Source organism: Arthrobacter sp. 147(2020) (assembly GCF_013116715.1).
In the GTDB taxonomy this organism is placed as follows: domain Bacteria; phylum Actinomycetota; class Actinomycetes; order Actinomycetales; family Micrococcaceae; genus Arthrobacter_D.
On the sequence record NZ_JABFOM010000009.1, the window covers coordinates 31,094 to 55,858 of the forward strand.

The 24,765-nt window shown below is 64.5% G+C and carries 27 protein-coding genes; 16 read left to right on the forward strand and 11 right to left on the reverse strand.

Annotated features, from left to right (window positions below):
- The first annotated feature begins 52 nt into the window (after window positions 1-52).
- The 4 genes from HMI58_RS08500 to dhaK are packed head-to-tail and all read left to right on the forward strand — an operon-like array spanning window position 53 to window position 3,402.
- Window positions 53-916, forward strand: coding sequence for a class II fructose-bisphosphate aldolase (locus tag HMI58_RS08500; RefSeq protein ID WP_171585547.1), 864 nt, complete (start codon window positions 53-55; stop codon window positions 914-916).
- Between the two features lie 2 nt (window positions 917-918).
- Window positions 919-1,722 (forward strand): HAD-IA family hydrolase, encoded by an 804-nt coding sequence (locus tag HMI58_RS08505; protein ID WP_171619003.1) that lies wholly within the window; start codon window positions 919-921, stop codon window positions 1,720-1,722.
- Entirely contained in the window at window positions 1,719-2,351 is a 633-nt protein-coding gene (gene dhaL / locus HMI58_RS08510; RefSeq protein WP_171585545.1) for a dihydroxyacetone kinase subunit DhaL, read from the forward strand. Before HMI58_RS08505 ends, dhaL begins: the two co-directional genes overlap by 4 nt.
- Window positions 2,352-2,406: 55 nt before the next feature.
- The gene (dhaK, locus tag HMI58_RS08515) at window positions 2,407-3,402 is read left to right on the forward strand and encodes a dihydroxyacetone kinase subunit DhaK (protein WP_171619005.1); all 996 of its coding nucleotides are present in this window, start codon (window positions 2,407-2,409) and stop codon (window positions 3,400-3,402) included.
- 28 nt (window positions 3,403-3,430) lie between these two features.
- On the opposite strand, the gene HMI58_RS08520 is transcribed toward dhaK, so the two are convergent.
- From HMI58_RS08520 to HMI58_RS08535, 4 genes are all read right to left on the reverse strand, one after another.
- A complete protein-coding gene (locus HMI58_RS08520) occupies window positions 3,431-5,299 on the reverse strand; it encodes a GAF domain-containing protein (protein WP_171619007.1) in 1,869 nt (622 codons plus the stop codon).
- Window positions 5,300-5,399: 100 nt separating this feature from the next.
- Window positions 5,400-5,885: a universal stress protein gene (locus HMI58_RS08525; RefSeq protein ID WP_171619009.1), complete on the reverse strand. Its 486-nt coding sequence runs from the start codon at window positions 5,883-5,885 to the stop codon at window positions 5,400-5,402.
- Window positions 5,886-5,983: 98 nt separating this feature from the next.
- Window positions 5,984-6,850 (reverse strand): fumarylacetoacetate hydrolase family protein, encoded by an 867-nt coding sequence (locus HMI58_RS08530; RefSeq protein ID WP_171619011.1) that lies wholly within the window; start codon window positions 6,848-6,850, stop codon window positions 5,984-5,986.
- A 42-nt stretch (window positions 6,851-6,892) separates the two neighbouring features.
- Window positions 6,893-7,648 carry an FCD domain-containing protein gene (locus tag HMI58_RS08535; protein ID WP_171619013.1) on the reverse strand — a complete coding sequence of 252 codons (756 nt, stop codon included), beginning with the start codon at window positions 7,646-7,648 and terminating at the stop codon, window positions 6,893-6,895.
- Window positions 7,649-7,804: 156 nt separating this feature from the next.
- On the opposite strand from HMI58_RS08535, the gene HMI58_RS08540 reads away from it, so the two are divergent.
- The 8 genes from HMI58_RS08540 to manD all read left to right on the forward strand — a co-directional run bounded on the left by HMI58_RS08540 (window position 7,805) and on the right by manD (window position 15,686).
- Entirely contained in the window at window positions 7,805-9,094 is a 1,290-nt protein-coding gene (locus HMI58_RS08540; RefSeq protein ID WP_318779170.1) for a sugar ABC transporter substrate-binding protein, read from the forward strand.
- 173 nt (window positions 9,095-9,267) lie between these two features.
- On the forward strand, window positions 9,268-10,215 hold the full coding sequence (locus HMI58_RS08545) for a sugar ABC transporter permease (RefSeq protein ID WP_225667992.1): 948 nt from the start codon (window positions 9,268-9,270) through the stop codon (window positions 10,213-10,215).
- Between the two features lie 3 nt (window positions 10,216-10,218).
- Complete coding sequence (locus HMI58_RS08550) at window positions 10,219-11,106, forward strand: carbohydrate ABC transporter permease (protein WP_171619015.1); 888 nt, start codon at window positions 10,219-10,221, stop codon at window positions 11,104-11,106.
- Window positions 11,107-11,108: 2 nt separating this feature from the next.
- On the forward strand, window positions 11,109-11,633 hold the full coding sequence (locus HMI58_RS08555; RefSeq protein ID WP_171619017.1) for a gluconokinase: 525 nt from the start codon (window positions 11,109-11,111) through the stop codon (window positions 11,631-11,633).
- The gene (gene dgoD, locus HMI58_RS08560; protein WP_171619019.1) at window positions 11,623-12,768 is read left to right on the forward strand and encodes a galactonate dehydratase; all 1,146 of its coding nucleotides are present in this window, start codon (window positions 11,623-11,625) and stop codon (window positions 12,766-12,768) included. Before HMI58_RS08555 ends, dgoD begins: the two co-directional genes overlap by 11 nt.
- 33 nt (window positions 12,769-12,801) lie before the next feature.
- The gene (locus HMI58_RS08565; protein ID WP_171619021.1) at window positions 12,802-13,434 is read left to right on the forward strand and encodes a bifunctional 4-hydroxy-2-oxoglutarate aldolase/2-dehydro-3-deoxy-phosphogluconate aldolase; all 633 of its coding nucleotides are present in this window, start codon (window positions 12,802-12,804) and stop codon (window positions 13,432-13,434) included.
- Window positions 13,431-14,402: a sugar kinase gene (locus HMI58_RS08570; protein WP_171619023.1), complete on the forward strand. Its 972-nt coding sequence runs from the start codon at window positions 13,431-13,433 to the stop codon at window positions 14,400-14,402. Before HMI58_RS08565 ends, HMI58_RS08570 begins: the two co-directional genes overlap by 4 nt.
- Before the next feature lie 54 nt (window positions 14,403-14,456).
- Entirely contained in the window at window positions 14,457-15,686 is a 1,230-nt protein-coding gene (gene manD / locus HMI58_RS08575) for a D-mannonate dehydratase ManD (protein WP_171619025.1), read from the forward strand.
- Between the two features lie 94 nt (window positions 15,687-15,780).
- Here manD and HMI58_RS08580 read toward each other — a convergent pair whose 3' ends face one another.
- On the reverse strand, window positions 15,781-16,323 hold the full coding sequence (locus HMI58_RS08580) for a TetR family transcriptional regulator (RefSeq protein ID WP_171619027.1): 543 nt from the start codon (window positions 16,321-16,323) through the stop codon (window positions 15,781-15,783).
- 54 nt (window positions 16,324-16,377) lie between these two features.
- On the opposite strand from HMI58_RS08580, the gene HMI58_RS08585 reads away from it, so the two are divergent.
- On the forward strand, window positions 16,378-17,277 hold the full coding sequence (locus HMI58_RS08585) for an alpha/beta hydrolase (RefSeq protein WP_171619029.1): 900 nt from the start codon (window positions 16,378-16,380) through the stop codon (window positions 17,275-17,277).
- Here the strand turns inward: HMI58_RS08585 and HMI58_RS08590 are convergent.
- Window positions 17,274-17,939, reverse strand: coding sequence for an NADPH-dependent F420 reductase (locus tag HMI58_RS08590; protein WP_171619121.1), 666 nt, complete (start codon window positions 17,937-17,939; stop codon window positions 17,274-17,276). The genes HMI58_RS08585 and HMI58_RS08590 overlap by 4 nt on opposite strands.
- A 111-nt stretch (window positions 17,940-18,050) precedes the next feature.
- Between HMI58_RS08590 and HMI58_RS08595 the strand changes: the two genes are divergently transcribed.
- Window positions 18,051-18,410 carry a hypothetical protein gene (locus HMI58_RS08595; protein WP_171619031.1) on the forward strand — a complete coding sequence of 120 codons (360 nt, stop codon included), beginning with the start codon at window positions 18,051-18,053 and terminating at the stop codon, window positions 18,408-18,410.
- Window positions 18,411-18,450: 40 nt separating this feature from the next.
- Here the strand turns inward: HMI58_RS08595 and HMI58_RS08600 are convergent, their stop codons facing one another.
- Window positions 18,451-18,819: a hypothetical protein gene (locus HMI58_RS08600; protein ID WP_171619033.1), complete on the reverse strand. Its 369-nt coding sequence runs from the start codon at window positions 18,817-18,819 to the stop codon at window positions 18,451-18,453.
- A gap of 334 nt (window positions 18,820-19,153) precedes the next feature.
- Between HMI58_RS08600 and HMI58_RS08605 the strand changes: the two genes are divergently transcribed.
- Complete coding sequence (locus HMI58_RS08605) at window positions 19,154-19,480, forward strand: hypothetical protein (RefSeq protein WP_171619035.1); 327 nt, start codon at window positions 19,154-19,156, stop codon at window positions 19,478-19,480.
- A gap of 305 nt (window positions 19,481-19,785) precedes the next feature.
- Here the strand turns inward: HMI58_RS08605 and HMI58_RS08610 are convergent, their stop codons facing one another.
- The 4 genes from HMI58_RS08610 to HMI58_RS08625 all read right to left on the reverse strand — a co-directional run bounded on the left by HMI58_RS08610 (window position 19,786) and on the right by HMI58_RS08625 (window position 22,257).
- Window positions 19,786-20,469, reverse strand: a complete 684-nt coding sequence (locus HMI58_RS08610; RefSeq protein ID WP_225667991.1) for an aspartate/glutamate racemase family protein — start codon at window positions 20,467-20,469, stop codon at window positions 19,786-19,788.
- 125 nt (window positions 20,470-20,594) lie between these two features.
- Window positions 20,595-21,071, reverse strand: a complete 477-nt coding sequence (locus HMI58_RS08615) for a VOC family protein (protein ID WP_171585534.1) — start codon at window positions 21,069-21,071, stop codon at window positions 20,595-20,597.
- A 105-nt stretch (window positions 21,072-21,176) separates the two neighbouring features.
- Entirely contained in the window at window positions 21,177-22,055 is an 879-nt protein-coding gene (locus HMI58_RS08620; RefSeq protein ID WP_171585533.1) for a YscO family type III secretion system apparatus protein, read from the reverse strand.
- A complete protein-coding gene (locus HMI58_RS08625; protein ID WP_171619037.1) occupies window positions 22,048-22,257 on the reverse strand; it encodes a hypothetical protein in 210 nt (69 codons plus the stop codon). The genes HMI58_RS08620 and HMI58_RS08625 overlap by 8 nt, the downstream gene beginning before the upstream one ends.
- Window positions 22,258-22,717: 460 nt before the next feature.
- Between HMI58_RS08625 and HMI58_RS08630 the strand changes: the two genes are divergently transcribed.
- Window positions 22,718-24,757 (forward strand): EAL domain-containing protein, encoded by a 2,040-nt coding sequence (locus HMI58_RS08630; RefSeq protein WP_171619039.1) that lies wholly within the window; start codon window positions 22,718-22,720, stop codon window positions 24,755-24,757.
- The last annotated feature ends 8 nt before the right edge of the window (window positions 24,758-24,765 follow it).

The window sequence follows — 24,765 nt, forward strand, 5'->3', positions numbered from 1 at the left end:
CCGCCTGGGTTCGCTCGCCTAGCGTGGAGACCAGCCAACAAGGGGGTTTGCCGTGGGCGTTGTGCCACTGAAAGACATTCTCGATCCAGCATTCGCCGCGCGCTACGGTGTGCCGGCCATCAACATCTTCAACGACCTGACCATGGAAGCGGTCCTTGCGGGGGCCGTCGAAAGCAGATCACCAGTAATCCTGCAGACCTCGGTCAAGACGGTCCGGAGCATCGGATCCCGCGTGCTTTTCGACATGTGGCAGTCGATGACCCGGGGCATCGAAGTGCCGGTCACCCTCCACCTTGACCACTGTCCGGACCGTGCGGTGGTGACCGAATGCCTGAAGGCCGGATGGAACTCGGTCCTGTTCGACGCCTCCGAGCTTCCGGTCGAGGAAAACCAGCGGCAGACCATCGAGGTGGTGAGGGAAGCACGCAGCTACGACGCCCAGGTGGAGGGCGAGATCGAGGCGATCACCGGCGTCGAGGACGATCACGGGTCCGACCAGGTGGCCAAGCGGCAAAGCCTCGAAACCGCGTTGGCCTTCATCGACGCCACCGGGATTGACGTGTTCGCACCCTCGATCGGAAACGCCCACGGCTCTTACAAGGCGGCGCCCGTGCTGGACGCCAACCGTGTCACCGAGATCGTCGAGGCGCGCTCCATCCCCATCGCCCTCCACGGCGGCAGCGGGCTCAGTACCGAACAGTTCCAGGACCTCATCGCCCGGGGATGCGCCAAAGTGAACATCTCCACGGCGCTGAAGGAGACTTTCATGCAGTCCGGGCTGGCGTTCCTGAAGCAGGCCGAAGAGGCGGGGAAGTGGGATCCGCCGTCGCTGTTCAAACACACCCGGGCAGACATCATCACCCTGGTCAAAGAATTGACTGAACAGTTCGGCAGTGCCGGAAAAGCCGGACACTGATCATGCCCACGCTGATTTTCGACTGCGACGGCGTGCTCGCCGATACCGAACAGTTTGGTCACCTTCCCGCCTTCAACAAAACCTTCGAAGAGTTCGGCGTGCCCGTCCAGTGGACCGTCGAGGAGTACGCGCAGAAGGTACTGATCGGCGGCGGCAAGGAACGGATGCGCAGCATCCTCACCGACGAGCTGAGCCAGCAGTTGGGATTGACCAGCGAGGAGGCGAAGGACGAGGCGATCCTGGCCTGGCACAAACGCAAGACAGCCATCTACACGGAACTGGTGAACGACGGCGTGATGCCGGCCCGGCCGGGCATCTTCCGGGTGGTGCAGGAAGCACACCTCGCCGGGTGGGGCCTTGCCGTCGCGTCCACGTCGGCCGAACCCGCGGTGCGGGCGGTCCTCACCCATGCGGTGGGGGTGGGACTGGCTGCCTCGTTCACCATCTTCGCCGGTGACGTGGTGCCCGCCAAGAAGCCCGCCCCGGACATCTACCTGCTGGTCCTTGACGACCTGGGCCTCGACCCCGGGGAGGCCATTGTGGTGGAGGACAGCGCCAACGGGCTGCGCGCCGCCGTCGCCGCCGGACTGCGCACGGTGGTCACCGTCAGCGGCTTCACCCGGGACGAGGATTTCACCGGCGCCTCGCTGGTGGTCAGTTCGCTCGGCGACCCGGGCGACGACGATGAACCCGCCGAGGTGCTGGAGAACCCGCACGGCATCGACGTGGGAGCGACCGTGACTCTGCGGACCTTCCAGGAGCTCCTCGACCTGCCGTCCACCCCCACCCGATCGGAGGAATCATGACCGACTTGGAGAACGTCGAGTTTGTTGTCCGGTCCATCGCCCAGACCGCTGTGGAAAAGGAGAAGGAGTTTGGCGACCTGGACGCCGTCGTCGGCGACGGTGACCTTGGCTACTCGCTGGCCCGGGGATTCGAGAAGGTCCTGGCCGAGTGGGACACCCTCAAACGGGACAGCCCCGCCACCTTCCTGCAACAGGTCGCAGTGATCATCACCAGCAGGATCGGCGGCACCTCCGGACCCCTCTGGGGCACCGCCTTCCTGAAGGCATCCGCCGCCGCCAAAGGTTCCGACCGGGTGGATGGTGCCACGGTGGTCGCGATGCTGCGGGCGGCGACCGACGGCATCAAGGCCCGCGGCAACGCCGAGCTCGGCGACAAGACCCTGCTCGACGCCGTCGTCCCCGCCACCGATGCGCTGGAACAAGAGCTCGCCAACGGCACCGATTCCGCCGGATGCCTTGCCGTGTTCTCCCAGACTGCCCGGACCGCTGCCGACGCCACCAGCTCGCTTGAGGCCAGACGAGGGCGGGCCAGTTACAGCGGCAAGCGCAGTATTGGCTCACCCGACGCGGGAGCGGTGGCGGTGGCCATCATGATCGAACGGCTCACCAGCGAATGGACGGTCCGCTGAGCCCGAGCCCACCCGACCAACACGAGTTTATTCAGCACAACGATGTGGAGACCTGATGAAAAAGTTCGTAAACGACCCCAAACAGTTTGTTCCCGAGATGCTAGAGGGGCTGGCGCTGGCCAACCCGGAGACACTCGAGTATGTCCCCGAGTACAACCTGATCAAGCGTGCCGACAGCCCGAGCGAGGACAGGGTATCGATCGTGCAGGGCTCCGGGTCCGGCCACGAACCGGCGCACGTCATGGCGGTGGGACCGGGCATGCTCGACGCAGCCTGCCCGGGCGACGTCTTCGCCGCTCCACCCTTCGACTACGTGTACGAGACCACCAAACTGCTGGCCTCCCCCAAGGGGGTCTTGCTCCTCGTGAACAACTACACCGGCGACAAGATGGTCTTCGACATGGCCCAGGAAATGGCGGCCGCCGAGGGCCTGAACGTGAAGACCCTGTTCATTGACGACGACGTCTCCGTCACCGACTCCACCTACACCATTGGCCGGCGCGGCGTCGCCGGAAACTTCTTCGTTATCAAGGCCGTCGGCGCGGCAGCTGAACGCGGGGCGGACCTGGATGAGGTGGTCCGGATCGGCGGAAAAGTGAACTCGGTGACCCGGACCATGGGGGTGGCGCTCACCGCCTGCACCCCTCCAGCCAAGGGGAGCCCCCTGTTCGAGCTGGGCGAGGACGAGATTGAGGTGGGGGTGGGTATTCACGGCGAACCGGGCCGGCGCCGGGCCAAGATCATGCCCGCGAACGAGCTGGTGGACGAGATCCTTGAGCCGGTGGTGAAGGACCTGCCCTACCAGGACGGAGACCGGGTGGCCCTGATGGTGAACGGGCTGGGTGGTACCCCGATTAGTGAGCTGTACCTGTTGTACGGGGTGGCGCACAAGAAACTGGCAGCCAAGGGCATCACAGTGGCCCGCAGCTATGTGGGGGAGTACTGCACCTCCCTGGACATGGCGGGCGCCTCGATCACCCTGGTGCGGCTCGACGACGAAATCGAGTCCCTGCTGGCTGCCCCCGCCGAGATTGCGATACGCGTGTTCTAGCGGGCACCGCCCGCGTGCACTGGGACATCTAGGTCACGAGGGCACCGCTCCCCGGCTGGTCAGTGAGGTTCATGCTGACCAGCATGGTGCGGTTGCGCGCACCGCTCTTGCGCAGCAGTGACCCGACGTGTTTCTCGACGGTCTTGACCGAGATCAGCAGCTCGCGAGCAATCTGCTTGTCGGCCATGCCCTTCAGCACCATGGTCCGCACCTGGCGCTCGCGGGCAGTGAAGGTGTCCGGCCCGGCGTCCCGGCCGGCGGCCGACTGCAGGAGCTCATCGAATAGCTCGCCATCCACCAGGGCTTGACCCTGACCGGCGGCCACGATCACTCTCGCGAGAGTCTCGCCGTCGGCGCTTTGGCTGATGAACCCGCGCACTCCCGCCTCCCGGGCCAGCTGGATCTGGGCGGCGGTCGGGTGATCGGTAAGCACCACGATCGCAGCGCCGGGGTCGCTGCGCCTGATGTTAAGCAGCGAATCGGGTGCCTCCCGCTGCACCATCTCCAGGTCGACCACCAGGATGTCGGGGTGCAGGAGCTGATGCGCATCCTCCAGCTGCGCCGCCGAACCGACCTCCGCGGCGACCTGTACCGCCGGTTCGCTCAGCTGCAGCAACCGGACCAGGCCAGCGCCGACGAGCGGCTTGTCGGTGCCGATCAGCACCTTCCACCGCGCTGGCGGGTGACCGCTCCTGGACGGCAGCTGGTCCGGGAGGGTGGCACGGATTGTGGTGCCCCAGCCGGGCATCGTGTCGATCTGCAGTTCCCCGCCCAGATGGGCAGCCCGCGAGGTCATCCCATGCAGCCCGAGGCAGCCCGCTGGCAGGCTCTGCTGCTGGCCGCTCGCCGCGGCCAGGTCGAAGCCGCACCCGTTGTCCTCCACCAGGACACCGATCGCAGCGGGTTCATAGACCAGGCCCACCCGGACAGCGGTAGCCCGCGAGTGCGCAACAACATTCCCGAGCGCCTCCTGGATGATCTTGAACGCCTGGTGGTCGACTTCCGGGGTGAGGGGGCGTGGGCTCCCCATCACCGTGAGTTTCGTCTGGGCCCCGGACATGGACTCGGTCCACGACAGTTCAGCGGCCAACGCTGTATCCAGATCACGGCCCGCCAGCGACGCGGGGCCCATCCCGAGGACCGTGCGCCGGGTCTCGGTCAACGCGTCGTGGGCGATGGTGCGTGCCGTCCCGATGTGCCGTACCGCGACGGCAGGCTCGGAGCCGTCGTCGCGCACGGCTCGTTCGGCGTCGTCCAGGCTGAGGAGCAGGGCGGCAAGGGATCGGCCAACCGCCTCGTGAACGTCGCGTACCGCCCGTTCGCGTTCCGCTGCGATCGCCGCTTCGCGGGCACGCACCGAAGCGCGGGTGTGCAGCTGGGAGTTCGTCAGCGCGATCGCCGCCTGGCTGGCGAAGAGCTCGGCCAGGCCGGCGTCGTCGTCGGTGAATTCGCGGTCCGGGTCCGCGGCGAAGATGGTGCAGGTGCCGATCACCCGTTCCTCCCAGAGGATGGGTACGCCAATCACCGCGCAGTTCCACCGGGGATCGTCGGGGGCGATGTGGCCGCCGTCCACTTCGGAGTACCTGCGCAGGATCACCGTGGACCGGCTGCGGACCACCCGCCCGGTGACCCCTTCCTGCAGGGGGAAGGTCTGCCCTTCCTGGCAGCCGACCCCGAAGTCCACCTTTTTCGAATAGGTGCCGTGGGATTCGTTGACGAGGGAAATGGACCCGGAGCCGCAGCCCAACAGGGTGACGGCGTGCCCCAGGATCCGTTCGAGGAGCGGCTGCAGGTCGAAGCGCCCAGCGAAATCACGGGCCAGTTCGGCCACCGTGTCGAGGCGCCGCTGCGGACCCTGCAGGGGCGGCGGGATCAGGTCTAACCGTGACTCAGGCATTTTCGTCCTCTCTGACGAAACGCAGATCAGTGAGCGGCGACGCCCGACACCTGCCCGGACATCACCATCTGTCCAAGCATTACACCACGACAGTTATCCGTCAGCCCATCGATGCCCGGCGGTCCCGCCAGCGGTGGTGGGGTTCGGCTTTGCCGTCGTCGTGCACCACCACCACCGGGCAGACGGCACGGGCGACACAGGCGTTGCTCACGGATCCCAGGTGCAGGCCGCGGAGACCGCCGTGACCACGCCTGCCGACTACCAGCATCTGCGCCCTGGCGGCGGCCTCGACCAGCACGGTCGGCGGATGTCCGCGCACGATGGTGCTGGTGAATCCCGGAGGCGTCTCGTCGCCGAACGCCTCCTGAACAGCATCATCGAGGCGCTTCTGTGCACCTTTTCCGAAGATGGTCATGTCGGGGAGGAGATACTCCTCGTACATCCGTGGATAGTCCCAGCAGGCGACGGCGTGCACCTCGGCACCGAGCGCGGGAGCGAGCTTCGCGGCCAGCCGCAGGGCGAGGATGGAGGGCTCCGAACCATCGACGCCGACCACTACATGAGGATCCTCTGGGGTCCGTTCCATCGCAGCTCTCCTTGGCTCGCAGCACCATTTCCGGTACCCCAAATTTTACGCCGGGGAAGCCCCTCTGGACCCGGGAAAAGGGAGCGAAATTCGCTCGCCTATGTGGTGTGACCGGTGGCGGCGACCATGCGCTGGACCTGCTCGCCGAGGCCCTCGATGCCGATCGTGACGACGTCGCCCGCGGCCAGGTAGGGGAACCGCCCGGAGAGCGCGACGCCCTCCGGGGTGCCGGTGTTCACCACGTCGCCCGGATCCAGGGCCATGTACTGGGACAGGTCGCGGATGATCTCAGCGACGCTGAAGACCATGTCCGCGGTGGTGGAATCCTGCCGGGCTTCGCCGTTCACGGCCGAGTACAGCCGAAGTGCCTGCGGGTCGGCTACTTCGTCGAAGGGAACGAGGGCGGGTCCCATGGGGTTGAAGGTGGGCGCGCACTTGCCCTTGGACCACTGACCGCCCGAATGGCCGATCTGGTAGTCCCGTTCGGAAACATCGTTGCTGATGGTGAACCCGGCGATGCACGCCAGCGCCTCCTCGGTGCTGCCCAGGTAGGAGGCACGCCGGCCGATGACCACGGCCAGTTCCACCTCCCAGTCCACCTTCTGGGCGCCCGGCGGGATGACGACGTCGTCGTTCGGTCCCACCACGGTGTTGGGGTGCTTGAAGAAGATGATGGGAGCAGCCGGTGGCAGGTCGCCGATTTCTGCCGCATGTGCCGCGTAGTTCTGGCCGACGCAGACGACGGCGCCGATGGTCGCTACGGGTGCGCCCACACGGAGGGACGCGGCGTCGGGAAGCTCCGGCAGCTCGCCGGCGGCCAGCGCATCACGGACCCTCCCGATTCCGTGTTCCCTGAGGAACGGCCCGTCGATATCGCGGGTGAGGGCGCGGACGTCGTACACCGTGCCGTACTGGCGGACCACCGGAATTTCGTGGCCTGGCTCGCCTAGTCGCATCAGTTCCATGTCAGTTCCGCTCCAAGTAGTAGCCGCAGTCTTTCCGCAAGGCTACTTGTGTGCCGCCTCATTCCACAGTGTGCTCATTTCGGTCATGGCGCGTTCCATGATGGCGAGCATTGAGTGGTGGGCGTCCACCGGGTTGCCGCGCTGGATGGCGCTGGCAACGTCGACGTGCATCTGCAAGGCTTCCTCATGAGGGTGCTCGGGCATCAGGCCGTAGTGGGTTCGACCAGTGAGGACCTCGGCAACCAGGGAATTGAGTTTGCCAAACATTTCGTTCCCCGAGCTCGACAGGACCAGGCGATGGAACTGGATGTCGAGGGTGAGGAAGAGCTCGGTGTCCCCGTTCTGGCCTGCCGCCCAAAGTTTCCCGGCCAGGCCCATGAGCTCACTGGCATCGGCCAGCGGTGCACGCAAAGCCGCCAGTCTGGCTGCCTGCGGCTCAATGGCTGTGCGCAGTTCTGTAAGTGACCGCAGCTGCGCAACCCGTCCGGGTGATGCCAGCCGCCATCGGATCACCTGGCGGTCGTAGAGGTTCCACTCGGTGGCGGGGAGCACCTGCACGCCCACCCGACGTCGTGACTCGACCATGCCCATTGACGCCAGAACACGGAGCACCTCGCGGATGACGGAGCGGGAGACGCCGTACCGTTCCTCCAGTTCCTCGATCCGCATCACCGATCCGGCAGCCCATTCGCCTGCACCGATTGCCAGTCCCATCTGGTCGATGACCGAGGCATGCAGTCCGGGCGACACAGCGCCGGGGGCCACGGCATGAGACGTGAGGGGATCGGTGGGCTGCATGGAATGAAGCGTACCAAGAGCATCCCATTTCGGTAACGAGGTTGCTTAAGTATGATCTTTGTCACTACTATCTTGGTTTATAGCAGATGTAAACCGATCATCTACTCCTGGCCCCGGTCAACGCGGGTGTCCTCAACGAAGAGAACTGGAGCAACAGTGCAGCGCAAAACTATGCGGGTAGCCGGACTGGCGGTCACGGCATTGCTTGGCGGAACCCTTGCAGCATGCGGCGGAGGTGGCGGCGATGAAGCTTCCGACACTCTGCGCGTCACCCTCGCCAACCACGTTTGGACCGAGAAAATCATCGAGGCCATTCCCGAATTCGAGGAGGAGACCGGCCTGACTGTTGAACTCACCCAGCTCGGTGAGGATCAGCTCTCCGCCCAGTACAACGTGCAGCTCAATGCGGGCACCGACGAGATCGATGTCATGATGTATCGCCCGCTGCAGGAAGGCAAGCTGTTCGCGCAGAACGGTTACCTGGCAGACCTGACTGAACGCGTGGAATCCAACCCCGACTGGGAATGGGCCGACTTCCAGTCCGGCCCCGTCGACTCCACCACGTTCGAAGACAAGGTGGTCGGCATCCCGACCATCACCGAGCGCGAGGTGCTCTACTACCGCACCGACCTCCTCGAAGAGGCTGGCCTTGAGGTCCCCGAAACTCTCGAGGAACTCGAACAGGCTGCCCAGCAGATCAGCGAAGAGAATCCTGATGTCGCAGGCTTCGTGGCCCGCACCGGCAAGTCACCGGCAGTCACCCAGTTCTCCAGTTTCCTGTACAGCTTTGGCGGCGACTTCATCGACGAAGAGGGCAACTCGGCCGTCGCGTCGCCTGAAGCGAAGGAAGCCTATGCCTACTACGGCCGCATGATCAACGAGTACGGACCAGAGAATGTCAGCACCGACATGAGCTGGCCCGAGGCAATGGCGATCTTCACCCAGGGCGGTGCCGCCTTCTACACCGAGGCTGACAGCCTGTACCAAAACGCCACTGACCCAGCGAACTCCCAGGTCGCCGAGAATGTTGGTTTTGCCCCACTGCCTGCCGGCCCGGCCGGTTCCAAGCCCTACAACGTTCCTTCATGGGGTCTCGGTATCAACGAGGCGTCGAACAACCAGGACAACGCCTGGAAGTTCCTCGAATGGGCCACCAGCAAGGAAATGGTCCTCGAAATCCAGCAGGAAGGTGTCCCAGGTCCCCGCACCTCGGTCTGGGCCGACCCTGAAGGCACCTCGACCTACCCCGAGGACCTCGCAGCCGCTATCGAAGCAAGCGCCGAGAACGGCGTGGGCTACGACCGCCCGCTCGTGATCAATGTGGCTGAGGCCCGCGAAATCGTTGGCGACCCGCTCGTCATCGGCATCACCGGCGGGGACGTCGACGCCGCTGCTGACGCGGCCAGCGAATCCTTCCAGTCATTCCTGGACGACGAACGCGAATAACGATTGAGGCGGCTCCCGCAGCCGCCCGCGATGCGGCGCCGCCCGGCGGAAGAAGACTTCGTCGGGCGGCGCAACTACCGGCTCGCCCGTGAGACGGGGCTCCGCAACACCTCTCACGCGCTCCACCCACCAAGAATGCAACCACTGCAATTCCTGCAACAAGGACGTTGACCATGACTGTCGCCTCCCCACCGAGGACCAACCCGCCGAAGGATCGCAGGCCAGGGAACACCCGCTACAAGGCCTACTCCGACTGGGCAAACAACCACCGAAAATGGTTGTTCGCCGCACCGGCAATGATCTTTGTCGGCATCCTCATCATCTTTCCGCTCGGCTGGACCATGTACCTGAGCCTTACTGACTCCTCCGGGTCGGTGCGTGCGGAATCCGACTTCATCGGCTTCGCCAACTACGCTGAGGTGCTCACCGACACCGAACGCTTCTGGCCCGCAGTCGGCCGGACCTTCGCCTTCACCTCGGTGGCCCTCGCCGTCCAGATGGTCCTCGGCATGGCGATCGCCCTCCTGCTGTGGCGCCCCTTCAAGGGTGAAAAATGGGTCCGGGTGGCCATCCTCCTGCCGCTCGTCGCCACCCCGGTTGCCGTCGGCATGATGTGGCGGCTGATCTTCGACCCGAACATCGGCTTCGCCAACCAGATTCTTGGTTTCGTTGGCATTCCTGCTCAGCCGTGGCTCTCCGGGCAGTCGACTGCCCTACCCACGGTCATCTTCATCGACATCTGGCAGTGGACCCCCATGGTGGTCATCATCCTCCTCGCCGGCCTCACTTCCCTGTCGGAGGAACCCGACGAGGCGGCCCGGATCGACGGAGCCAACGCCTGGCAGCGTTTCCGCTACGTCACAGTTCCCCTGCTTATGCCGACGATCATTGTCGCAGTGCTCCTGCGCAGCATTGACGCACTCAAGACCTTCGACCTGCTCTACGCCACGAAGGGCAGGGGCGGTGGATCTTTCAACGAGGTCGAGACGCTGAACATCTACGCCTACGGGCTGAGCTTCGATTACAACGATTACGGATTGTCCTCGACCGTCCTGATCCTTTTCTTCCTCATCATCATCGCGGCCATGTGGGTTCTGACCCGGCGCCGGAAGGACGTGTAGCCCATGAGCACGATCGCTCCCAACCTTGGCCAGGGAAGCACCCAGCCCGTGGGAATCCCGAAGCGCCGAAAGAAGCCGCTGCGTCGGCAGGGTTACAAGATCTTCCGGGTCGTCGCACTGACCCTCGTGGTCCTTGCCTTCATCGCGCCGCTCGTCTGGATGTTCCTGGCGTCTCTGAAAACCAACGTCGACATTTACGACGCCAGCAAGACGCTGATCTTCAGCCCTACCACGGCCAACTACGAGACAGTCCTCGGCCGGAACAACTACTTCTCCTTCGTGTTCAACAGCTTCTGGGTGGCGTTTGCTTCCACCGCGCTGTCCCTGATTATCGGAGTCCCCGCCGCCTACTCGATGAGCCGGTTCGCGATGCGCCGGTCTGCCCTCGTGGTGCTGATGGCCCGCATCATCCCGGGCGTCAGCCTGCTGGTGCCGTGGTACTACGTCTTCTCGAACCTGTCCCTGGTGGGTGGGTACGGGGTGCTGATCCTCTCGCACATGTTCGTGGCCCTCCCACTGATCGTGTACATCATGATGTCCTACTACGATTCGATGCCGCTGGAACTTGAGGAAGCCGCCCGGGTGGACGGACTCACCCACATCGGCGCGTTCCTGAAGATCACACTCCCGCTCTCTATCGGCGGAGTCGCGACTGCCGGAATCCTCTCGTTCATCTTTTCGTGGAACAACTTCATGTTTGCCTTGGTGCTCTCCGGTGCCGAGACGAAGACACTCCCCGTCGCGATCTTCAACTTCGTGGCCTATGCCAGCATCGACTGGGGAGGCCTGATGGCCGCCTCGGTGGTGGTCACGATCCCGATCATGGTCATCGCCCTGTTCACCCAGAAGTACATTGTTTCCGGTCTCACCGCCGGCGCGACCAAGGGCTAGCAATGACTAACAGACCCACCCCGCCGATCGTGGTCATGGGGGTGCAAGGCTCTGGTAAGAGCACCATCGGCGCGCTGCTTGCTGAACGCCTCGGTGTGAGCTTCATTGACGGAGACGACCTGCATCCCGAGGACAACAAGACTTTGATGGCGTCGGGCACTCCGTTGACCGACGACAACCGGCTGCCCTGGCTGCACACCGTGGGCAATGTGCTCGCGCAGGGGCGGCAGACCGGCATCGTCGTCGCCTGCTCGGCGCTGAAGCTCGCCTACCGGGACCTGCTGCGTGGGCATGTCCCGGAGCTGGTGGTAGTGCATCCGCACGGGACGATGGAATTGGTGGCCGCACGGATCTCTGCGCGCGAACACGAGTACATGCCGCCGTCATTGCTCGCCTCCCAATACGAAAGCCTGCAGAATCTGGGCGACGACGAACGCGGGCTCACCATCGACATCTCCCTCCCGCCGCAGGCAATGGTTGACCTCATTGTTGCGTACCTCACCGAAAGCAACATTCATGCGCATTAGCAGGATTGAAACCTTCCTCGTCCCGCCACGGTGGCTCTTTGTCAGGGTGGAGACCGACAGCGGCATCGTCGGGTGGGGCGAGCCTGTGGTGGAGGGCCGCTCCGAGACGGTGCGCACCGCCGTAAAGCAACTGTCCGAACTGTTGATCGGCGCCGACCCGTTGCGGATAGAAGACCACTGGCAGGTCATGACCAAGGGGTCCTTCTACCGCGGCGGCGCGATCCTGGCCAGCGCGGTGGCTGGCCTGGATCAGGCTCTCTGGGACATTGCCGGGAAGTCTCTCGGTGTGCCGGTGCACCAGCTGCTCGGAGGACACGTCCGGGACCGGATCCGGATGTACGGCTGGGTGGGCGGCGACGAGCCCGCCGAGGTGGCCGATTCCATCTCCGCGCAGCTCGAAGTGGGGCTGACCGCCGTGAAGATGAATGCCAGCGGCCGGATGAGCCCGCTCGGCAGCGTTGCGGAAATCGACGCCGTCGTCGAGCGCGTCGCCGCGGCCCGCGAGGTCCTTGGCCCGCACCGGGATGTGGCAGTTGATTTCCACGGTCGGTTCACACTCGCCAACACCCGACGGGTGGCGCCGCTGCTCGAACCGTTGCACCCGTTCTTCCTCGAGGAGCCCACGGTGCCTGAGAACTCACACCTGATCGGCGGGCTGACCGGCTCCACCAGCATCCCCATCGCCACGGGGGAGCGGCTATACAACCGGCAGGAGTTTCTCCCGGTGCTGCAGGCGGGAATCTCCGTCGCGCAGCCCGACCTCTCCCACGCCGGCGGCATCACCGAGGTCCGAAAGATTGCTTCCCTCGCCGAAATCTACGACGTCCAGCTGGCGCCGCACTGCCCGCTGGGACCGTTGGCGCTCGCTGCCTGCCTGCAGGTGGGTTTCGCCACCACCAACTTCCTGATCCAGGAACAAAGCATCGGCATCCACTACAACCAAGGCGCCGAGGTACTCGACTACGTGCTCGACAAGACGCCACTGAAGTTTGTTGACGGCCATGTGGAACGCCTCACCGGACCGGGCCTGGGCATCGAAATTGACGAGGCAGCCGTTCGCCGGGTGGACAAGAGCGGCCACGCCTGGCGCTCACCCGTGTGGCGGCACGACGACGGCTCCTACGCCGAGTGGTAGAGCCAGCCTTCCAGCACTACGAAAGGACCACCCATGTCTGACTTCCTTGCCGGACTGACCAACACCCGCCTGCTGGCGATCATCCGCGGCACCGACCGGGACGCATCGATCCGGACCGCCGTCGCCCTTGTTGACGAGGGGGTTCGCTACCTTGAGATCTCCCTGAACACTCCCGACGCCGTCGACGTCATCGCCGCCGTCCACCAGGAAGTGGGGGACAGGGCGACCGTCGGTGCTGGCACTGTGCTCACGGTCGACGACGCTGAACGCGTCGCTGCTGTCGGCGGTCAGTTCATCGTCACCCCGGCGGTGTCCGCATCGGTGGCGGCAGCCGTGCGGCTTCAGCTGCCGGTCATTGCCGGCGCGCTGACCCCCACTGAAGTGTTCTCGGCCATGGGTCAAGGCGCCACCGGCATCAAGCTCTTTCCCGCGTCGCTCGGCGGACCTCGGTACCTTTCCGCGCTGCGTGACCCATTCCCGGACATCCCATTTGTGCCAGTCGGTGGGGTAGACGAGGCTGCGGCAGCTGACTATCTGGCGCGCGGGGCAGCCGCAGTAGGTGTGGGCTCACCCCTCATCGGGGACTCGGCGTCGGGAGGGGACCTCGCCGCGTTACGGCAACGTGCGCGGCGGTACCTGGACCTCGCGGCAGCCGTCGCTGAATGAGTGACAGGGCCCCAACCGGTTCGAAGGTCGAGGTGGTGACCTTCGGAGAGACGATGGCCTCCCTTCGCGCGGAAGGGTTGCTGAGAGCCGGGGGAGCGATGACAATGTCCCTCGGCGGAGCGGAAACCAACGTGGCAATCGGACTCGCCCGCCTTGGCCATCTGGCGAGCTGGGTGGGCCGCCTCGGCGACGACGAGGTGGGCACCTTCGCGCTGCGGACTCTGCGCGCCGAGGCGGTGATGACTGACCTCGTCGTTACGGATCCCAGTCGACCCACCGGAGTGATGCTGCTGGAGAAGCGGATTGCCGACATGTCCCGCGCCGCCTACTACCGGGCAGGCTCTGCGGGTTCGGCTCTCTGTATCGACGACCTGAAGACAGCGCTGGACTGCCAGCCACGCATCCTCCACCTGACCGGCATCACCCCTGCCTTGTCCACCAGTGCCGCAGAGGCGACGCTGTGGGCCGCAGGGGAGGCGAAGCGCCGGGGTATCCTGGTCAGCTTCGACGTCAACTATCGGGCCAAACTGTGGACCGTATCTGCGGCTGCTGCAGTCCTGGTTCCGCTGGCGGATCTGGCCGATCTGGTCATCGCCTCCGAGGACGAACTCGCCCTCGTGGCCCCCGAGGGGTCCGAAGCCGACGCTGTGGCCAGCCTCCACCACCGGGGCGTCAGCGATGTCATCATCAAACGTGGCCCGGCCGGAGCCTCGATGTTCACAGCGGGGCAACACGCTCTCCATCAGGACGCCATGCCGGTGCCGGTGGTGGACACGGTAGGGGCCGGCGACGCGTTCACCGCCGGGTACCTCTCCGCCCTGCTCGACGGCGAACCCACCGCCGCCCGGTTGCTGCGCGGGGTCACCCTCGGCGCATTCGCAGTTGCCGGTTCCGGTGACTGGGAAAACCTGCCCTACCGCGACGAATTGCACTTGGCAGGACAATCCGCCGGCAGCACCATCCGCTAACCACCCGCTAACCACCCGCTTTCATCTAGTAGCAGTTCATCTCGAGGAGACCCAGTGAAAATCAAGAGCGCAGAAGTGATCGTCTCAAGCCCGGACCGGAACTTTGTCACCCTCCAGATCACCACGGAGGACGGCCTGACCGGCCTCGGCGATGCCACCCTGAACGGTCGCGAACTAGCCGCTGCCGCATACCTGGAGCATCACGTGGTGCCGTTGCTGATCGGTCGGGATGCGCACCGGATCGAAGACACGTGGCAGTTTCTCTACCGCGGAGCTTACTGGCGTCGCGGCCCGGTAACCATGGCCGCGATCGCAGCGGTCGACGTCGCACTCTGGGACATCAAGGCCAAGGCGGCCGGGATGCCCCTATACCAGCTGTTGGGTGGTGCTTCCCGGAATGGTATCCGCGCCTACGGGCACGCCAGTGGGCGGGACATCCCAGAGATTCTCGACTCGGTGCGTGAGCACCTGGACTTGGGCTACAAGGCAATCCGGATCCAGACTGCCGTGCCGGGTATCGACGCCGTCTATGGGGTGGCGGCGCAGCCGAGCGTCGGAGGCACCCGGTATGACTACGAGCCCGCGCAGCGGGCGGCACTCCCCGCCGAGGAGGACTGGGATACCCGCGCCTACCTCCGCCACATTCCCACGGTCTTTGAGGCGGTACGCAGCGAGTTCGGTCCGGAACTGCCGCTGCTCCACGACGGTCACCATCGGATGACGCCGATCGAGGCCGCCCGGCTGGGCAAATCCCTGGAACCATACGACTTATTCTGGCTTGAGGATTGCACCCCGGCGGAGAACCAGGATGCGCTACGGCTGGTGCGGCGGCACACCACGACACCTCTGGCCATTGGCGAAGTGTTCAACACGGTATTCGACTACCAGACGCTGATCAGAGAACAGCTGATCGACTACGTACGCTCGGCGGTGACCCACACCGGCGGGATCAGTGCAATGAAGAAGATTCTCGACTACGCGGCGCAGTACCAGATCAAATCGGGAATCCACGGGCCCACCGACATCTCACCGGTCGGGATGGCCGCCGCCCTGCACCTGGACCTGGCCATCCACAACTTTGGCATCCAGGAGTACATGCGCCACGGGGATCTCACCAATGAGGTGTTCCAGCAGTCCTTCAGCTTCGAGGACGGCTACCTGCACCCGGGCGAGAAGCCGGGACTCGGCGTCGACCTGAATCTGGAAGCCGCCGCCGCGCATCCCTACAATCCTGCCTATCTTCCGTTCAACCGTTTGAAGGACGGCACAATCCACGACTGGTAGATCCCTCATGGACGGGCCTACCAGCTGGCCACCGAGGCGGTACCGGCGTCGGCGTTGATCAGCGGGCGCTGACCAGAAGCTGGACACCCACTAGCTATCGCCCCAGAGCGCCCCTGACCACCAGCGCGAAGGCCGGACGGGGGTCGCTCTGGTCATGGCGGACGATGCGGTGCAGGATCAACCCTTCCGCACATGCCATCAATGATTGTGCTGTGTTCACAGGATCAAGCGCCCCCAGTCCGTCGAGGATGCGATGGACCGACCCTTCCATGGCTAGGCGGCCAGCCGAGACGGCATCCCGCAGTCCCGGGTTATGGCTCGCCTCCATGAACAGCACCAGCCGTGCGGTCGTCAGGGTCCGGTCGGGGCCGCTGACATGTTCCACCAGTCCTCCGAGCAGTTCAATGAGTTCATCGGCTGTGGCGGGGGCGGCTGCTGCGACCGGCGGTATCTCCCGCGCCACAATCCGGTCGGCAACTCCAGACAGCAGCGCGGCGCGGGTGCGGAAGTAGTTGGAGCTGGATCCCTTCGGCAGACCGGCACGTTGATCGACCCGGGCATGGGTCAACGCGCGCAGCCCGCTGGTCCCCAACAGCTCGATCGCTGCATCCAATGCCCGTACCCTCGGAGAGTCCATAACCAATACTATAAACATAGTGACGCAGCACTATGAACGTAGTAAAATCGTAGAATGACGACCACCGACGAGTCGATGCCCCACCTCGATGGAGTGGAACACCGCTTCCTCGACCTACCCGGGCTGCGCATGCACGTTGCCGAAGCGGGCTCCGGGGATCCGCTGCTGCTACTGCACGGATTCCCGCAACACTGGTGGGAGTGGCGGAAAGTTCTTCCAGCCCTCGCGCACCACCACCGGGTAATCGCCCCCGACCTCCGGGGTGCCGGCTGGACCGACGCTCCGGCCAGTGGTTACCACCGGGAGCAGCTCCTCGCCGACCTCCTTGGCCTGCTGGATGCCTTGAATCTGGAAAAGGTGTCGTTGTTGACCCACGACTGGTCCTCGCTGGTGGCATACCAGTTGTGCCTGCAGCATCCCGACCGGGTCCGCAAGCATCTGGCGCTCAGTATTCCGCCACCGTTCTTCGATTTCGACCGACGACTAGTCGCTGCGATCCTGCGCGGCGCTCCCTACAACCTGGTCGTCCCGCTGCCGTTCGTCGGACCGCAGCTGCTGGGCAAGCGGGACCAGGCGCTTGTCCGCTACCTGCTGCTGCAGTACTCGGGGGAGGGAGCGTTTACTCCCGAGGACCTGGACATCTTCGCCGGGCGATTCACCGATCCGGCCCGGGCCCGCGCGGGGTCGGCGCTTTACCGCCGCTTCATTCAGCCCGAGGGTGTCCGGGCGCTGAAGGGCACCTACCGCAGTACCCTGTTGACCACTGACACCAGGGTGCTGCTGGGCGCGAAGGACACGGTCATGTCAGCGGAACTAGTCCACGGCTACGAGGCCTATGCCAGCGACGTCACCCTTGAGGTGGTCGATCACGCGGCGCACTTCATCGTCGATGACCGCCCGGACGTGGTCCGCGACCAGGCCCTGGCCTACTTCGGCGACCAGCGCGCCGCCTAGTCCATCTCCGCGTAACGCTTCGCCCGCGAGAGCGCATCCCGCAGCTGATCGACGTCGAACGTGGGACCGTACGCGGGTGTATCCCGCTGGAAACGCCACCCCTCGGACAGCGCGCCGGCGTCGACCGGGTCGAACCCAAACTGAGACATGAGGGAGGCAACCGTCTCCTTGGCCGCAGCAGAGTCCCCGGCAATCGGCAGGGCACGCCGCCCCGGAGATCCCTCGGGGGTGCCCTTCGTGGTCAGATCCGCCGAGTAGATGTTGTTGAATGCCTTCACTACCTGCGAGGTAGGTAGGAGGTCCTGCAGCAGTTCGGCGGTGGTGCTCGCTTCGTTGTCGAGGACCGGAATGTGCCCGTCACGCTGCGGATAGTAGTTATTGGTGTCGATGACGATCTTCCCCGCCAGCGGCTCGGCGGGTACCGAGGCGATGTTCTTCAGCGGAATAGTCACGACGACGACGTCGCCCGCCGCGCCTGCCTCGGCGGGGGTTCCCGCGCGGGCGGTGCCCGTGCCAGGTGATGATTCAAGTTCGGCGATCAGGTCCTGCAGGGTCTGAGGCCCCCGCGAGTTGCTCACCACGACGTCGTAGCCATGCGCTACGGCAAGTCGTGCCAACTGGGAGCCGATGTGGCCGCTGCCGATCAAACCGATTGTCTTTATCTGTTCACTCATGCCCGGTACAACCATCTGCGGCCCCGGGTATTCCTGTTGCCGCTGGTGCGCGATCTTTGGATACTGGGTGTGCAGGCGGTTAGCGCACGGGAGACGGACATGAACGACAAGATGAATGACGCAGCCCGCCGGGTGCAGCGGGCCAAGGGGTATCGTGCCGCGCAGAGCGTCGACCCCGACTGGTGGGTCAAGGAACTGATTGTTCGGGAACGGTTGACGGGTCTGGCCCCGGAGCCGTTCCTCCTGCGGAAGGACGACGCTGAGCTGGACGGTCGGCTCAGGGCCGAACGGACAGAGGCGGGGGTCCGGGAGATCCTCGAGGAGTTCAACCGGAGGGTGATCAACGCACGTCGTCAGTTGCTGGGTGGCCCGCCGGTGATTACCCGGACGCGCGACATCGATGCCGAGGTTGCGCGGTGGCGCGCAGACCGATCAGGGTCGGCCGGGGCCGGGTCCTGACCAATTGATCCTGTCCGGCCCAGTCTGATCTGGTGCCTGCCTAAGCCGGGTAGGCAGCTCGAAGCGCCCGCATGCTCAACTGTCCGCAGTGCTCAAGAGGCTCACGGAGATTCTGCACACCGTTCAGGTCATGGTTCGTGAGTCGGGTTTTCATCAGGGTGGCCAACGCGGCAAGTTGCTGGAGTCCGAGCATCTTGCAGGAACTCTCGATGCTGAGGATGACATCCATCAACTGTGCTTCGTCGCGATCATCGAGAGCGTGGGTCAGCCGGTAGTACCGCTGATCCCACATGCCGATGGAGATCTGGATGAAGGCATGGCAGGCGACGGGATTCTCGAGTTCGCGCTCCAAATTGACCAACGCCTGCGGCGAATGGAGGGGTAGCGCTTCAATGGCGTAGTCGATCATGGTGTCCTGTTCTTCCCGGGGGTCTTCAGGTTAGAAGCTCCCGTCCACGTTGTAACGAGTGGTAGCTACCCGAATCGGGAGGCTCGGTACGCGGTCGGACATCCTCACTACCCGGCGAGAGTTAAAACAGGATGATCATGGGGGTGCAGATGCGTTTTATCGCTTAGTTCAACCACCAAGTGTACTTACTATCTGCCGAGGAGGCCAGTGTAGGCAGCATCCATGGGCCCGCATCAGCCCCGACACCTGTTTACCAAACGGGTGTTTGGTCTTATGATCAGATCAAGGTTTAGCAGGGGGCCACAGGAACAGAAGTGTCTTGTGGAGTGAAAAAATGAAACAGCACGAGATGGCAGCTGAGGCGGGCGCACGCCTGATGGCCACAGCCGAGTGGGAACCTGATTTCCCCTCGAAGCCGTCCGATCCTGAGGCCCCGGTGTCCGGGCTTCCGGAGGACCTCTCAGAACTTTCGGTCAGTGAGCTTGCAACTCTGTGTGACCGAGTCTTCAGCGAATTGGACCAGGAATTTCCCACATTCGGGGCACACGAGGACTACCGGCTCCTTACTGAGGAGCTGCAGTCCAGAGGAGAGCACGGGTCAGCCGAGGGGCGGCTGACACATGATGTTGTGGAGGGGGCGGACGATGATGAGCAATCATGAAGTCAGCGAGGACACACCAGCGCAGCCGGACAGCAGCGATGCGGTGACACAGCCAGAGGAGACACAACCAGCTGACGATCCTAGGGCAACCCGGTCAGCAGACCGGAAGAGGGTCAGCTGGCCGAATCGGCGGAGATCGCGGAACCCTGTACCAACTGGTTCGAAGAGCGACCTGCAGCGGCTTGCCGCCCGGAGATGGGATTCACTGACCAAACTCAGCCGCCGCACCCGGCCCAGCGGCCAGTAACCTGCGCCATCACGGCGAAGTACGACGGTTCGGGACGCGGGCGGCAGGTCGGGGTGCCCTACCGGGTTGCGCCGGCCAATTGCTCCGATGAGCGCTGGGTACCGAGGGCTGCCAGCTGAAGGGTGAGGGCAGACCCGGCGGCGAGCACTGCGTCAACAACTGGTAGGCCGTAACGGCGGCGTAGCTCGCGGGTCACTCCCATACTGGTCAGACCGGTGCACGCCTGCAGAATCACATCCGCGCCATCGTCGACCAGACGTTCCGCTGCACGGTAGGTTTCATACACGCCGGACGGGGTGAGCAGATCCTGGGTATGCCGGACGCCGTCGGGGGAGCGGACCGAGTACTGCTGGATGCCCAGGATCTGCGATACCGCGCGTGGCGGCGCGGCACCCAGAGCCAGCACTCCCACGCGGGATCCCAGCGCCAGCGCAGCTGCTGCGCCCGCCGAACCGGCGCCGACCACCGGCAGGTCGACAAGGCTGCGGACGTCGTCCAGTCCTGGATCGGAGGAGCAGCTGATCATGATGCCGTCCACCAGGGGCGCCAGCTCCGCCGCAATGGCCAGGACCTTAGGCGCGGCAGCGTTGTGGGTCAGGCGATTGTGCACGCCTTCCGGCTGGTCCTGCACCGCGCGGGACAGCACGTCGACGCCGAAAGACTCCCGGACCGCTCGCCCATGGATGTTCAGTAGACGTGGATCAGAGGAGGTGAGAACCCTAATGAGGCCGATACGTGTCATTGATCCCTCGTTGAATTGGCCGGTCAGTCAAACCCCATGGTGACACCGCCGGATTAACGCGCGGTTTCCGGAGGGTAAGCATTGGAAGCGATACGAGGAACTGTTGGTGGAGCGGGCCAGCCCGTCTATCCGCCGTTGTAGGCGCGCTCCAGCTCAGAGATCTCAATCTTGCGCATCGTCAGCATGGCCTGCATGGTGCGGGAGGCTCCCTCGGCGTCGGGGCCAGCCAATAGCTCGCCGAGGCGTGCGGGGACAATCTGCCAGGACAGCCCGTATCTGTCCTTGAGCCAGCCGCACATCGACTCCTCTCCACCATCAGCCGTCAGCGCGGTCCAGAGCCGGTCGGTTTCCTCCTGGGAAGGAGTGCTGACAACCAGCGACACCGCTTCGGTGAACTGAAACATCGGCCCACCGTTGAGGCCCTGGTAGGGGACGCCGTCGAGAAGAAAATCCACAGTCATCACCGTGTCGGCGGGGACCGGGGCGCCGTCGCCGTACCGGGAAATGTTGGTGATCCGAGAATTCCCAATCAGCGACACATAGAACTTCGCTGCCTCCTCGGCCTGGGTGTCGAACCAGAGACAGGTGGTCATCACTGACATATCGGGGCTCCTCGGGTGCGGGGTGGAGGGGACTGAATACGGGTTCAACGCGGTGCTGGTCGTAGTCTGGACCGGTCCGGGAGGTTCCGCAAGAGCCTGCCTTCGTCAGCCGAGGAGTCGCTCCAGCTGGCGTTTGGCCTTGTCCACGGCCCGCTGCGCGTCGCGGGCGGCGCGTACGGCGCCCGACTGGACGCGTTCGGCGTCGTCAATCTGCCCGTCCAGTGATCGCAGATCGTTCCTCAGCTCGGTCAGGCGGCGCTGCAACTCCTCAATCTCGGAGGAGAGGTCCTGACGGCGGTCCTGCAGCTTGGCGATGCGCCGTCCCGCATCCTCGGCGTCGTCGTCGGCATCTGCCAGCGTCCGTTCGGCGTCTTCCAGGTCATTGCGGGCGTCCTCGACCTCTGCGTCGCCGTCGTCCCCGGCCTTCTGCGACCCGGAGGCAGGGCCGCTGGTGGGCCGGTCAAAGGGCCCACCCACTGCGCCAGCAAGATCGACTGCATCCCAGCCGCTGGCAGTGAGGGCGCGCAACAACCGGCCGGTGGCCACCGCAGCTGCCGCGTCCGGGTCGGTCATCGCGGCGCGGAACGTCTGTTCTATTTCGGCGGCAACCGATGCGCTGACACCGTGGCCCAGCTCCTTGGCGAGGGCTAAGCTGTCCTTGCCCAGCCCAGCCAGTAGCCGCTGCCGCTGTTGGCCAAGGTCCTTCATCCGGGCCTGATCGAGGTTCTCCTGGGCAGCCCGCAACTCAACTCCCAATGCCAGGGCTTCGTCCACCGCGGGACGGCGGTGCAGGGTCAACATGTTCATGAGCCAGCCCGCCAGTGACGGTTTGGGTAGCTTTTTGACCTGGCTGGCCATTTCCTTGTCGGCAATGTCCTTGGCTCGGGCGTTGCGTTCAGCGGTGAATTCCTCCAGGGGCAGTCCGTAAAGGTACGCGGCGGCCTCGGCCAGGGGAGCGCTGTCCGAGGGAGTGGTCTTACCCAAAGGGTGGGACCGACGGCCCGGGTTCCGGATAGGGCTGTTCAGGAAGGGTCCCGGGCAGCGGGTCCTCGCCGGGAACGCCCGGAACGGCGGGTACCTCCGGGATGCCTGGCTCGCCCGGAGGGAATGGGTCCGACGCGGTGTCCGGATCCGGCGACGGGGAGGTTGGATCCGGATCTGGCTCCGGTGGCTGCGGGATGGTCATGGGAGGTCCTTCCAGGTGAGATTCCGGCAACCCGGCCGGGGTACGCGTGGGTGTGATGACACCCTACGCCGGTTGCCAGCACGGGCCAACGTCCTCATCTGATCAGGACCGGCACCTGGGGCGGCGTTGGTCGCGCCGCCCGGCCCGCCCATAATGACGCTCTGTGTCGTGCCCTCGACCAGACTGCGTGACGCCCGAGCTGGCGTCCCTCATCGGCTCCGATGAGAGCTTGCCGGCCGGGTTCCAGAGGCTCGGGTGGCCCCGTCGTCGCCCGCTTTAAAGACTGGTTGGACCGCGGGTGAGGTACCGGCCATAAAGGTGAGGTACCGGCCATAAATAGGGCTAGCATTCGTGTTAGGAAGTCAGTCTGGGGAGACGTGCTACGCCTTTTCGGCAGTAATGACATACGGTCACAGGCGTGTCATGTCGGCGCGCGGTAGTACTGAAGGAAATGATCCATATGGCGCTGAAATGGGGACCTCGGTTCAAAGGGGAGGGGTTACCTGAGTCGCTCTTCGCGCGTGCGCACGCTGCCATGTCGGAAGTCTCGCTGATCACCGATGCGAACCAGCGAATCCTCCACGTCTCGGACTCGTTCACAGCAATTACCGGGCATAGTGCGGCGGACGTGATCGGCCAGAATTGCAGCATGCTGCAGGGCCCGGGTTCAGACCCGGAAACCAAGAGCGCCATGAGAGCCGCGTTGGCCGCGGGTGAGCCTTTCCGGGGTGAGATCCTCAACTATCGCAAGGACGGATCGGCCTTCTGGAACGATCTCAGCATTACGCCCCTGTGCAATGCCGCAGGGAAAGTGACGCACTTCGTCAGTGTCCAACGCGACATCAATACCCGGATGGCCCTGCACGAACAGCTCCGCTTCCAGGCATTGCATGATCCAGTTACCGGGCTGCCCAATCGGGTGGCGCTCGCGCAGCGCCTGTCGGAAATCTTCACCGACGGGAATCACGCCGACGTCACAGCTGCCGTCGGCATGATCGACCTTGACGACTTCCGTTCAGTCAATAACGCGTTCGGCCACGAGGCCGGTGACCAGCTGCTCAAGGAATGGGCTCTCAGAATGCAGGCGAACCTGCGCGACGGCGACTTTCTCGGCCGGATGGGCGGGGACGAGTTCATCCTGGTGGTGCAGGACATCGACCGGGCGTCCGCGGCGGCTGTGCTCGCTGACATTCTCGACGTACTCCACGCTTCAGTGGAGCGACCGTTCCTCGCATCGGGCCGGAGTGTCAAGGTGGGCATGAGCATTGGGCTGGCACTGTTTCCTCGGGAAGGCTGCGACATGGCATCGCTGCTGCGCCGGGCCGACGATGCCCTGTACCAATCGAAAAAGACGAAAAACAACCGTGCCCGGTGGTGGACGCTTGCGGCAGCTGATCCACTTGTCGGAGAAGGGTCGAACCTGACCTACCTGCGCGGAGGGGGTGCGGTGCCGCGTCCCGACGCGGATGTCATCGACACCTATCGCAGGCAGCTGCGTGGCGGCGGACTGGAAGCGCACGTGCAGCCAGTGATCGATCTCAGGGATGGGACGGTTCACCTGTTCGAGACGCTGGCACGCCTCCGGATGCCCGATGGGCGGCTGGTCGCTCCGGGGGAGTTCCTGCCCTACCTGACCGAGGTTGAGCTCGACGAACTGTTTTCCCGGATGGTCGACCAGGCGCTCGGGTGGGTTGCTGCCTGGCAGCGGGAAGGGCTCAATGCCAAGGTGTCAGTGAATCTTCCCCCGAGCACCCTGCTGAATCCCGAGTGCCTTGAGCTGGTGCGGAGTGCGCTGCAGCGCTATGGAGTGTCAGCGGACCGGTTGGGGCTTGAACTGCTGGAAACCCAGACCCTCGAGTGGCAGGTGCAGCGGGATGCCCTGGACCAACTGGTAGCGCTCGGCGTCGGGCTGGCAATGGATGACCTGGGTGCCGGTTATAGCAGCCTCAAACGGCTCTCCGCCCTCCCCTTCAACGCGATCAAGCTGGACCGTGAGCTGTTGTCCGAAATCCGCAGGAAACCGGTGGAAACGCTGAGCATGATTGCCTCACTCATCCAGATGGGTCGGGACTTCGGCATGGACGTGGCGATTGAAGGACTGGAGGATCTGGGGTTAGCTGAGGCCGCCGTCGTCCTCGGCTCACCCCTGGGACAGGGGTATTACTTCACCCGCCCTTTTCCCGCTGTCGAGGCGGTCCAGTGGGCGAAAGGATTCACGTTGGACATCAATCCTGCTGTCCCCCGCACCTATCTGGGTGGGTTGGCGTATCACTGGCAGTTTGCGCGGTTGGGGGCGCCGCACCCGCGGCCGCTGGAAGAGTGCCCTCTTACCGGGCTCCTCGATGACAGTCCTGCCAACGACGATGTGATGCGCTGGCACGCCCAGCAGCACGACACCGATGCGAATCATCCCGCGGCTGGTCGTCTGCTGGTCGACTGGCTGGTCTATCAAATCCGCAGGAAAGTCGCCGACATCCCGGGGGCCTTCACCCCGGTCTAACTATCTCG